Annotated in this window: 13 protein-coding genes; 3 read left to right on the top strand and 10 right to left on the bottom strand. The window is 54.9% G+C overall.

Annotation, left to right across the window (positions count from 1 at the left end; all coding sequences use genetic code 11):
* On the top strand, positions 1-129 hold a 129-nt coding region (locus tag ABJD00_RS04075), incomplete at its 5' end, for a transposase (RefSeq protein ID WP_413849650.1).
* On the opposite strand, the gene ABJD00_RS04070 is transcribed toward ABJD00_RS04075, so the two are convergent.
* The 8 genes from ABJD00_RS04070 to ABJD00_RS04035 all read right to left on the bottom strand — a co-directional run bounded on the left by ABJD00_RS04070 (position 117) and on the right by ABJD00_RS04035 (position 7,395).
* Positions 117-1,088: an agmatinase gene (locus ABJD00_RS04070; protein ID WP_413849648.1), complete on the bottom strand. Its 972-nt coding sequence runs from the start codon at positions 1,086-1,088 to the stop codon at positions 117-119. The genes ABJD00_RS04075 and ABJD00_RS04070 overlap by 13 nt on opposite strands.
* Positions 1,085-1,531 carry a nucleoside deaminase gene (locus tag ABJD00_RS04065; RefSeq protein ID WP_413846033.1) on the bottom strand — a complete coding sequence of 149 codons (447 nt, stop codon included), beginning with the start codon at positions 1,529-1,531 and terminating at the stop codon, positions 1,085-1,087. The genes ABJD00_RS04070 and ABJD00_RS04065 overlap by 4 nt, the downstream gene beginning before the upstream one ends.
* A 10-nt stretch (positions 1,532-1,541) precedes the next feature.
* Entirely contained in the window at positions 1,542-2,429 is an 888-nt protein-coding gene (locus ABJD00_RS04060) for a polysaccharide deacetylase family protein (protein ID WP_413849646.1), read from the bottom strand.
* Between the two features lies 1 nt (position 2,430).
* Entirely contained in the window at positions 2,431-3,516 is a 1,086-nt protein-coding gene (locus ABJD00_RS04055) for an ABC transporter ATP-binding protein (RefSeq protein ID WP_413849644.1), read from the bottom strand.
* 1 nt (position 3,517) lies between these two features.
* The gene (locus ABJD00_RS04050; protein WP_413846027.1) at positions 3,518-4,312 is read right to left on the bottom strand and encodes an ABC transporter permease; all 795 of its coding nucleotides are present in this window, start codon (positions 4,310-4,312) and stop codon (positions 3,518-3,520) included.
* Positions 4,312-5,169: an ABC transporter permease gene (locus ABJD00_RS04045; protein ID WP_413849642.1), complete on the bottom strand. Its 858-nt coding sequence runs from the start codon at positions 5,167-5,169 to the stop codon at positions 4,312-4,314. The genes ABJD00_RS04050 and ABJD00_RS04045 overlap by 1 nt, the downstream gene beginning before the upstream one ends.
* A 54-nt stretch (positions 5,170-5,223) precedes the next feature.
* Positions 5,224-6,360 carry a spermidine/putrescine ABC transporter substrate-binding protein gene (locus tag ABJD00_RS04040; protein WP_413849640.1) on the bottom strand — a complete coding sequence of 379 codons (1,137 nt, stop codon included), beginning with the start codon at positions 6,358-6,360 and terminating at the stop codon, positions 5,224-5,226.
* A 129-nt stretch (positions 6,361-6,489) separates the two neighbouring features.
* Positions 6,490-7,395: a LysR substrate-binding domain-containing protein gene (locus ABJD00_RS04035; protein ID WP_413849638.1), complete on the bottom strand. Its 906-nt coding sequence runs from the start codon at positions 7,393-7,395 to the stop codon at positions 6,490-6,492.
* Positions 7,396-7,474: 79 nt separating this feature from the next.
* Between ABJD00_RS04035 and ABJD00_RS04030 the strand changes: the two genes are divergently transcribed.
* Positions 7,475-8,221 (top strand): adenine phosphoribosyltransferase, encoded by a 747-nt coding sequence (locus ABJD00_RS04030; RefSeq protein ID WP_413849636.1) that lies wholly within the window; start codon positions 7,475-7,477, stop codon positions 8,219-8,221.
* On the top strand, positions 8,218-8,841 hold the full coding sequence (locus tag ABJD00_RS04025; protein ID WP_413849634.1) for an adenine phosphoribosyltransferase: 624 nt from the start codon (positions 8,218-8,220) through the stop codon (positions 8,839-8,841). Before ABJD00_RS04030 ends, ABJD00_RS04025 begins: the two co-directional genes overlap by 4 nt.
* 4 nt (positions 8,842-8,845) lie before the next feature.
* Here the strand turns inward: ABJD00_RS04025 and ABJD00_RS04020 are convergent, their stop codons facing one another.
* Positions 8,846-9,529, bottom strand: coding sequence for a DUF1989 domain-containing protein (locus ABJD00_RS04020; protein WP_413849632.1), 684 nt, complete (start codon positions 9,527-9,529; stop codon positions 8,846-8,848).
* A gap of 502 nt (positions 9,530-10,031) precedes the next feature.
* Positions 10,032-10,160 (bottom strand): transposase (locus ABJD00_RS04015; RefSeq protein ID WP_413849650.1); only part of this gene is annotated, 129 nt, incomplete at its 5' end.

The following is a 10,160-nucleotide window of genomic DNA, read 5'->3' as shown; positions in this document are numbered from 1 at the left end:
CGCAACCGTATCGAGATCATGTTCGGCAGGTTGAAGGATTGGCGGCGGGTTGCAACACGCTATGACCGCTGCCCAAAGGTCTTCCTCTCAGCAATCGCTCTCGCGGCAAACGTCGTCTATTGGTTATGAGTCCTGGCCCTAGTGACCATGCAGCAGAGCATCTCGAACATGATTGAGACACCAAGAAATGCCGTTCCTCCTGAGGAGTCAAATGGCGGAGAAACTTCGACAAGGTCAGCTCCGACGATATCTATACCCGCTAAAAGCCTCGCAACTAGCAGCGCGTCAAAGCCGCCCGGTCCACCAACTTCAGGAGTCCCGGTTCCAGGTGCCACGGAGGGGTCGACGAAATCGATGTCGTAGGAAACATAAGTCGGGTCGTACCCCACGATGTCGCGTGCCTCCTGCATGACATCACGTGGACCTCGTTCAAAATACTCTTCAATAGGTATGATGCGAATACCGACTGCTGTGGCGAAATCTCGATCTTCCATGTCGTAGGCCGTGCCTCGAATGCCTATCTGCACCACCCGTTTGGGGTCCAGTAGGCCCTCTTCGACGGCACGTCGGAACGGTGTGCCATGGGTATACTTTGTACCCCCGAAATAGCTGTTGAACAGATCGGTGTGACTGTCGAAATGGATCATGCCCAAGGGCTTGTTCCGGGCAAGGGAGCGCAGGATTGGCAGCGAGGTCAGGTGATCACCCCCGGCCGTTAAAGGTCTAATGCCAAGGCTACTGACCTGATCATAAAACGCAGTGATCCGCTCCATACTGTCGTGGATGTCCGCTGGGTTCGGCGGCACGTCGCCAAGGTCCGCGCAATTGACCGCCTCGAAGGGCCGCACGCCGGTGGCCCCATTCTGTGCGCGTATCATGGTTGAGGCGTCCCGCAATTGGCGTGGGCCGTGGCGCGGACCAGGGCGGTTAGTCGTGCCGCTGTCCCAAGGCACGCCGATCAGCCCAATGTCGACCTCGGGAAGACGCGGGTGATCCAGATTTACGTGGGGCAGACGCATAAAAGTAGGAACACCTGCAAAACGCGGCAGATCAAAACCCGAGACCGGATGAAAGAACGGGTCACTCATTCCGCGATGTCTTCGGCCCAAAGTTCAGGCTTTTCGTCGATGAAACGTTTCATCAGGGCGACGCAGTCAGGGTCTTCAGCAATCACCACCTCCACGCCGCGAGTCCGCAGGAACTCCTCGTTTCCGCCAAAGTTTGTTGTATCGCCGATAACGACACGCGGGATGCCGAATTGTACGATCGTGCCAGAGCACATCATGCAAGGGCTGAGCGAGGTGTACAGGACCGTATCGCGATAGGTTTTTTGTCGTCCCGCCTTACGCAAGGCATCCATTTCCCCGTGCGCGATTGGATCCCCTCCCTGAACGCGTTGGTTGCGCCCTCGGCTTACCACCGTGCTGCCCCGTGCCAGTACCGATCCTATTGGGCAGCCGCCTTCATCGAAACCGGCCTTTGCCTCCTCGTAGGCGATCCGCAGGAACCGTTTGTCGTCATCTGTCATCATGATCAGGGCCTCATTTACTGGCGGGTGGGCTGGTAAAGTTTTGCAACTTTTCGACGGAAGGAGACCATGTCCCATCTGCGGATAGCGCATCCATGTGATCGGCGATTCCGCCCAATGTTGTGAACCAGACGTCCTTGTTGTTCAGGGTCTCTTCGATCCACCGTTCGACTAAGTGCCAGCGCGCCAAGCGGCCGGTCAGAAAAGGGTGTACGATCAGCATAAAAAATCCGCCGGCTTCATATTGCGCATCGAATTCCTCCCAGAACCCGGACAGCCCTTCGGACGGAGATTTGACCGGCATCATATATCCGATTTCGTCGTAGTGTGCGAAAGGCGGCCAGTCGTCCGTACCCCAATGTACCGGCATTTCGTAAAGCTGGCCTTTGGGCGCGCGTAAAGCATAAGGAATGTCGTCGGCCATCAACGAACTATCATAACGAAAACCATGTTCCAGCATCAGGTCCACAACCTCGTCGGTGATGTTATAGACAGGCGCTCGATAGCCTATAGGGGATTTGCCGCATATCCGTTTGTGCGCTTCCAGCGCGCGCTCGAACGGTTCACGCTGGTTGCCGTAGGTGGTGATCGGATCTTCGTGGATCCAGCCGTGATGGCCGATCTCGTGACCGCCCTCCAGAATGGATTCGACAGTCTCAGGGTATTGATCGAGACACCATCCGGGGATGAAAAAAGATTGCTTCAGTGCAAACCGCTGATAGGTGTCCAATATGCGCGGCAGTGCAATATTCGGACCATATCGCCCCATCGAGATTGGATAGAGCCTGCGGTGACTGTCTTCGGGGCGCGCGATGTGGATAAGGCTGTCAGCGTCCATGTCGAAGGTAATCGCCACTGCGCATTTCGCACCACCCGGCCAAGGGATGGGATTTCGGATCATCTTAGCTCTCTCCCAGAATGTTGGCATTTTGGGCATCCCAACTGAGCCACAGGGTCATCCCGGGTTCAAGGTCCAGTGCCATCAGGGCGCGCTCTTGCATCTGCACCTTGAACTCCAGCCCCTCCGCACCTTCAAGGAATAAGGTCACAACGGTGCCGATGAATTCTTCTGAAATAAGTGTGGCCTGGGCCTTGTTGTCTGCGCTGGGTTCAGTTGCTGAAAGCGAGACAAGGTCGGCTGAGACTGTAAAGCTGGCGGATTGTCCTGCGTTGGGCGGGGATTGCGGGGTGCTCGCCACGAAAGCACCTTGCGGAGTCGTGATCCGGGTACCGGTGGCATCAGAGCTCGACACCTGACCGGTCAGAATATTGTTGCGCCCGACGAATTCGGCAACGAAACGGTTGGCAGGGGAACGGTAGATATCTCGGGGAGCGCCGATCTGAGCGATGTCGCCCTGGCTCATGATGACGACACGATCAGCCATGGCAAAGGCTTCGGATTGCGAGTGGGTGACATAGATAAATGTGATGCCGAGTTCTTTTTGTAGCTGGGTCAGCAACCCCTGCATCCGGATCACCAGATTGGCATCAAGCGCTGAAAGCGGCTCGTCCAACAGCAGCATCTTCGGTTCCATTACGAGACTGCGCGCCAGAGCCACTCGCTGCCTTTGTCCGCCTGAGAGAGTAGCAACGTTGCGCTCTGAAAACTCGCTTATCTGCATTCGATCCAACCAGTCGAGCGCACGACGCTTGCGCTCTGCCCCACTGATCCCACGCATTTTCAGGCCAAATTCCACGTTCTCGCGGGCGGTCAGGAAGGGGAAGAGCGCCAGAGACTGCCAAACCAGTGGCGTGTCACGCTCATGCGGTTTGACATCATTCATCAGTTCCCCACCAATCCGGATTTCGCCTCCTGTCGGGGTGTCGAGCCCTGCAAGCATCCGCAAGGTCGTGGTCTTGCCACAGCCCGACGAACCCATAATCGCAAGGAACTCACCTTCGTGAATATCAAGAGTCATGTCACGCACGGCGACAAAGTCATCAAAGCGTTTTTCGACATTGCGGAAGGTGACGAGGGGGGCTGTCATATCAGGAATGGTTCTTAATTTGGCGGCTGATAAAGATCACCTGAGCGGCGACCACCAGCGACATGGAAGTGAGAAACACGAATGTGCCTATGGCGTTGACTTGTGGATCGATATTGCCCTGCACGATTTCGAGGATCACGATAGGGACGGTTTTGTTCAGGCCTGAAACGAACCACGCGACGGCAAACTCGTCGAATGACACGGCGGCGGTCAAGCATAGAGATGAGAATATGGCTGGCAGGCAAAAGGGCACGATCACATGGCGCATCGCTTGCCATTCAGATCCCCCGAGGTTCCATGCCGCGGCTTCAAGATCGGGGTCCATTTGGTGCAGGCGCAGCCGGATGATCGCCATAGCGAAAGGCGCTGTTAGCACTGAATGCGCCATGACGATGCTCCACAACTGCCCCGAAAGGCCGAGTCGTGACAGCCAGGCCAGCATCGCCAGCGCCATGATGATCAGCGGTATTGTCGGCGGCAAAAGGATCAGGGCAAGGTAAGGGCCCTTGAAGCGGAAGTTATAGCGAAAGTCAGTGTAAGCAGTGCAGAACCCCAGAAAGGTGGCCAGCATGGCGGTGCTCGTTGAGACGATCACCGAATTGCGCACGGCCTGCCAGACATCCGGGTCGGCCAGAATTTTCGCGTACCACTCGGTTGAAAACTCACCCAGCGGGATTGTCGGAAAGCGCTGGGAATTGAACGAAAAAACCAGGCTGAACAATATAGGCGCGAAAACAAACGTGAATATCAGCGCGACATAGATCCCCAGCAAGAAATTCAGCGCACGCGCGTTCATCACCGCGCTCCTTTGGGCTTACGATAAGCAAGCACAATGGCGGTGAAGGCCACTGTAAACAGGGTCAACATCATCATGATCGCAACGACCGCCGCACGTGGCCATTGCTGGCCGGATTTGGTGGTGTCAAGAATAAGTATCGGCAAGGTCGGTTCCTGCGAGCCGCCCAGATAGAACGGTGCCACGAAGTCTCCGAAGGCTAGAATGAAGCAGAACAGTGCCGCTACGATGAACCCGGTTTTTGACAGCGGTAGTACCACGCTCCAAATCGTTGCCAGTGGCTTGCAGCCCAGATTGCGCGCGGCCTCGACCAGCGTCTTGTCTATATTGGCCATCGTCACAGTTTGCAGGATCACCGCCAATGGCAGTGTCAGGGTCAGGTAGCCCACCACGGTTCCAAAATGGGTGTTCAACATCTTGAACGGGCCCAACCCAATGTATCCTAACATGGCGTTCAACACGCCACTTTCAGCAAGGATCACATACCAAGAAAATGTTCGTACCAGGTAAGACGTAAAAAACGGGATGATCAGCAAAAACACCGCCCACCGGCGCAAGTTTTCCGATGCGCGAAACGCCAACGTCCAAGCGGCGGGAAAGGCCAGCAGCATTGCGATACTCGCACTGAGCGAGGCAATAAACAGCGTATACCAATAGCTGTCCCAGAAATAACCGCGCGTTAGCATGCGCTGCCAATTCACGAGCTCGAAAGCCTCGGTCATTCGATAGTTCTTCACCACAAAGAACGAGATCGCGATCATGAAAAGGACGGTGCCGACAAAGAAGATCAGTTGCCACAAGATGATCGGCAGCCGCCATGTCAGGGCGTATAGGTCAATTCTGCGTTTTGTGCTCAAACGTCATGATCCTTGCCTGAAGTCGGGCGGCCCTGTGGCCGCCCGTAGGTGCCTTTAGGCGTTCTTGTATTCGGACCAGAAGTCGTTCCAATCCTCAAGCGTCTGCTGCTGAGGTATGTCACGATAATGAATGCGACCTTCATTGATCAGTGCAATTGGATCGTTAGGCATTCCATCCATTTGGTGGCTGCGCTTGGCTTCCTTAGGGTCAACCTCCTGCAGCATTGCGCGACCAGCCTTGGTCACACAGAAACCAGGGTAGGCCGCCATCTGGGCTGACTTGACCTGACCTTCGGGTGACATCATGTACTGGATGAACTTTTTGACCAGATCCGCCTTTGCGCTGCCTTTGCCAATGCAATAGCTCTCGGTGAACTGAATGCCACCTTCCTTGGGAATTACCGAGGCCACTGGTGCCCCGTCACGCTCCAGCACACCGGTGATCCAGTCGCCAATCCCGCACATCGCCAGCATTTCACCGTTCTTGAGGCCGTTGAACGTGCCGCCGTAGTCGAAGTAACCTCCCACTTGAGGTCGCAGGCTCATGGTGGTGTCTTGCACCGCTTGCCATTGATCATCGCTCAGATCCCAGAGGCCTGCGCCATTCCCGTTCTTCAAGCTCATCATGCCGAGGCTTGGCAGGTGCCAGTCAAAGTGGCCCACTTTTCCCTGCAACTCAGGCTTCCAGAAGCCTTCATAACTCGACGCTTCTTCGGCGCTCATCGCTGTGGTGTTGTAAGAAACGCCCAGATGTCCGCCACGCAAGATCATTGAATAGAGAGTGTCGCCATCCCAGTGGCCGGGGAACTTGGTAAAGTCCTCGTGCAACATGTCGTCAAATGGGTAGTCACTGGCGTCCAACGCTTCAATGTAGCCGGCGGCGTTCAACTGCTGCACAAACTCGCCATCGGACAGGATGATGTCGTAGGTGCCAGGGGGCGACTGCGCGATGAGTGCCAACATATTGTCACCACCTGCATAGTATTTTGGCACAAACTTAACGTTATTGGCCTCTTCAAATGCCCCGACCATGTCGGGTTCGCCATGTCCATACCAAGCCAGCATGTTGATTTCAGTGGTCGAAGCCCAGGCACGACCTACGAACGGTGCTGACAACGCAACACCGCCGCTAATCCGCAAGACATCTCTTCTAAGATATTGTTTTTGTTTTTTTTCATTTGATTTTTTCATGAGTCACACTCCGCTGTTATCTGTCTTTTTTTTGGCCCTGATTGATGTTCTGATCACTGGACCAGCGCCATTGTGGAAAGGTTAGCTAGAATCGCCGCCCATAGGAAATTTATCGACCATATAGACACATTAAGAACTGTTATGATGAACCCCTGTTTTGGGAGGGTAAGTCAGGACATTTTCGATTGTCTGCGTCAGTCGCTCGGCCACCAGATTGCCCCAACTGCCCAGTCGGGTTTGGCGATAAAACAGTCCAATCCGCAGTGGCTCCAACGCCGGCAGCCCCTCGTCTGACATGATGGGTCGCATGCCCTGCTGGGTGGTGGGTGTCGTAAGAATAGTGAACCCTAAACCGTCGCGCACTGCATCTTGAACCGAGTCAATGTTTGGGCTTGAAAAAACAACGCGCCAACCGCGCTCAACCGACCGCAGCGCGTCGGTCATCCTTTGACGATAAACGCAGCCCGCCGGGTGCGCGACGAGTGGCAGATCGTCGAATTGATCCGGAGACATGTCAGTCGCCCCGACCCAAACGGGCTGTTCGCGCCATTGCTGGACAAGAAACTGTGGGGTTCCCCCCTGATAAAGCGCAACAATGATGTCTAACTCATCCCGCAACAGCGCCTCATGAAGGTTCCGTGACAGATCGCAGTTGACCGTCAGCCGCAGGGCATCGTTGTCGTGCAACAATGTGGTGACCTCGTTCTGCAACAGACGCACACCATAATCCAATGGCAGGCCGATGCGCAGATTGGCTTCAGCGTCCGGCCGTTCGAAGATCCCCATTGCAATGTCATTGAGGCGCAGGATCTGCCGCGCGTGCATCGCCAGCGCTTCGCCTTTTTCGCTAACATGCATGGTTCGACCCTTTTGCCGGATCAGTTTGTAACCTACCAAATCTTCCAACCGTTTGATCTGCAAGCTAACCGCTGGTTGCGAACGGTTAAGCAGGTCAGCGGCGCGTGTGTGACTCTTGACTTCGATCACAGTGATGAAGGTCCGCAAAAGATCTGTCGGCAGATTAACTGTACGCATTAGATGGAATTTCAAAGGTTAATCGTTAGATTGCAATAATAAATTTCTGTAATTCCTGTTCGCCGCCTAAACTGCTGCCATGCAGCGCGACGACTTTCACAAATTGTTCAAATCGACAGGACCGGTTGTCTTACCGGTGATCCATGTGTTGGACACTCCCCGAACTGTACGCAATGTACGTGAGGTGATCGGCGCGGGCGCCGCTGGATGCTTTCTGATCAATCACGATTTCGAGCCTGAATCGTTCCTGCCAATTATTCGGGATGTGCGGGCGGCTTATCCGTCGCTTTGGATGGGCGTGAATTTCCTGTCTGTGACGGGAAAAGTTGCCTTTCCGATGTTGAGCAAACTGGAACGGGAAGGCATTACCATTGACGCCTATTGGGCTGACGATGCCCGGATTGACGAACACGGTGAAAACCTTGAGGCAACCGAAATTGCGAAAATCCAAAAGGACAGTGGCTGGGATGGACTCTATTTTGGCGGAACCTGTTTCAAGAAGCAGCGCGAGATAGAACCGGCACTCTACAACGATGCGGCACGACACGCGTGTCATTTTATGGATGTGGTCACGACCTCTGGTGTAGCAACCGGACACGAAGCAGACCTTGGCAAGATCGATACATTCCGCGATGCCATTGGTGACAGGGCCTTGGCACTTGCGTCCGGCATCACACCTGAAAATGCCGCGAACTATGGCGATGTCGACTGCTTCATGGTCGCCACTGGAATCAACGAACCGGGAAACTTCTATGACATCGATCCTGCACGCCTCGATGCATTGATGCAGGTGACTCGAACGCTTGGACAGGGAGAAAAATCATGACCGCTCAAAACAAAGGCCCGCGCAACGACCGCTGGTATCTGAACATCATGGCACCCAACACCAAGGGCGACAAATTTGCCTGGCTTGATCCGACTTCTATCTACATCAACGGCGCGGCCTTCAATGACTTGCTGGATGATCTGATGGTCGACTTGGAAGGTGTGGAATATGATGTCGTCGGAGGACTTGATGCCATGGGCTTTGTGTTGGGGGCCGCGATTGCAGCGCGATCCGGTGTGGGCTTCCTGCCAATCCGTAAAGCGGGCAAACTCTGTGTTGACACCGACATGGTGAGTTTCGGGAACTACTCTGGCCGCACGCAGGACATGGAGATGCGCAATCCCGCTTTTGGGTCAGGCACTAGGGTCTTGCTCGCAGATCAGTGGGTCGAAACCGGAGGCACCATGGATGGTGCGATCCGACTGGTAGAGCGGCAGGGTGGCGTCGTTGCCGGATTGCTGGCCATCGCGATCGAAGAGAACGAACGCACAAACGGCTACCGCAATGCGTATCCCTGCGTTTCGGCCGTTGTTCCCGGCTCGCGCTGGCAGACCGAATGCAATGCCCAGACGCTCAGCAGCTTTGACAACTACACACCTGAACTTGCGTTCCCGCGCTGAGTGATCATCTGTCCGCCACACTGAATTCCAAAGTACCCGGAGCAACGCCATCGCCATTGACTGGGGTCACGTCCTGCGGACAGGCCGACATCACCGCGATGACATCGTCTTCAGCCCTAAGCGACATCCGGTCGCCCCTGCGGCCGACCGGCGGTTCAAAACTAGTCTTTCCTTCCGCGTCGATCGGCACGTTCATCCAGATGTTGAAGGGTGCGGGTATCAGAGGCGCTTTCAACCCAATAGCCATCAGCGCCATGCGCAGATTGTCCGCGCAATTGTCGTGATACCCGTCACACCCAAGTTCGCGATACCGCGCGTGGTCGCAGCAGGCGATGACCGTGTCATGGACACCCGGCGACGTGTCCTCCGCGATCGATAACAATGGCCTTCTCAGGTTGCTGACCAAACCGTCCCCAACGCTCGGGAAAATCGAACCAAGCGACGTGTGCAAATGCGGCATCGACAGATGCTCGTGCAAGTTCCCAGCTGCGAATGCAAAAAAATCACACACTTGGTGACCGCTTGGGTTGAAGATATTAAGAACCTGACCACGAGCCAGCCTAACAGCGACGCCACAACGAGCAAGTATCACGTACCTGCGCCCTGTTTCAGCGCTCCCATCTGCTGAAATTGCGATGTCGAGGCTCTGGTTTGACCCGTCTGGGACTGAAACGTCGTAGTTGGTCATAGCCTCCACCTCCAAGGTTAACGGACACGATAATCGGCAAAAAAACTCGTTACATTCCGGACAATGCGGTAACTCGTTGATACTCGAGTTGCCATGTTCAGTAGGTACAAGAATGATTTGCTCTCGATACCCCTGAGACCGGATCTCTGCTCGGAATAACGTGCATTGGCCAACAAGGACCACCATGCCAGATTGCAGCTCCGTGTCGATGCCTTCCTGCCTATCGGTAATCAAGATGCCGGCGTTTCGGGTGAAAAGAATGGGAAAATAGATAACTTTTCAACCAGCAGTGACGCAATTGCCAATCCGCGTGTCCGGCATTCCTCGTCACACAGTTTTCTCAAAGCAAGTTCTTCAATTGTGTCCTTGTGGATGCGCTGGTTGCCAGACTGCAAGCTCAAAAAAGCACCAATTCACAGCGCGCAGCGAATCTTGGGTAAGAAAGACCACAATACCAAATCAAAGCGACGTCGTCTAAGACCGCTATACGTAGGGCCAGGACTCATAACCAATAGACGACGTTTGCCGCGAGAGCGATTGCTGAGAGGAAGACCTTTGGGCAGCGGTCATAGCGTGTTGCAACCCGCCGCCAATCCTTCAACCTGCCGAACATGATCTCGATACGGTTGCG

Origin of the sequence: Tateyamaria sp., from assembly GCF_039945315.1 — a bacterium.
Classification (GTDB): domain Bacteria; phylum Pseudomonadota; class Alphaproteobacteria; order Rhodobacterales; family Rhodobacteraceae; genus Tateyamaria.
Note: the sequence above shows the minus strand (reverse complement) of the source record. Positions and strands in the feature narration are given on the sequence as shown.

Coding starts and splice junctions, on each gene's coding strand:
- ABJD00_RS04070 (WP_413849648.1), bottom strand. CDS start 1,088: ATGAGTGACCCGTTCTTTCATCCGGTCTCGGGTTTTGATCTGCCGCGT.
- ABJD00_RS04065 (WP_413846033.1), bottom strand. CDS start 1,531: ATGATGACAGATGACGACAAACGGTTCCTGCGGATCGCCTACGAGGAG.
- ABJD00_RS04060 (WP_413849646.1), bottom strand. CDS start 2,429: ATGATCCGAAATCCCATCCCTTGGCCGGGTGGTGCGAAATGCGCAGTG.
- ABJD00_RS04055 (WP_413849644.1), bottom strand. CDS start 3,516: ATGACAGCCCCCCTCGTCACCTTCCGCAATGTCGAAAAACGCTTTGAT.
- ABJD00_RS04050 (WP_413846027.1), bottom strand. CDS start 4,312: ATGAACGCGCGTGCGCTGAATTTCTTGCTGGGGATCTATGTCGCGCTG.
- ABJD00_RS04040 (WP_413849640.1), bottom strand. CDS start 6,360: ATGAAAAAATCAAATGAAAAAAAACAAAAACAATATCTTAGAAGAGAT.
- ABJD00_RS04035 (WP_413849638.1), bottom strand. CDS start 7,395: ATGCGTACAGTTAATCTGCCGACAGATCTTTTGCGGACCTTCATCACT.
- ABJD00_RS04030 (WP_413849636.1), top strand. CDS start 7,475: ATGCAGCGCGACGACTTTCACAAATTGTTCAAATCGACAGGACCGGTT.
- ABJD00_RS04025 (WP_413849634.1), top strand. CDS start 8,218: ATGACCGCTCAAAACAAAGGCCCGCGCAACGACCGCTGGTATCTGAAC.
- ABJD00_RS04020 (WP_413849632.1), bottom strand. CDS start 9,529: ATGACCAACTACGACGTTTCAGTCCCAGACGGGTCAAACCAGAGCCTC.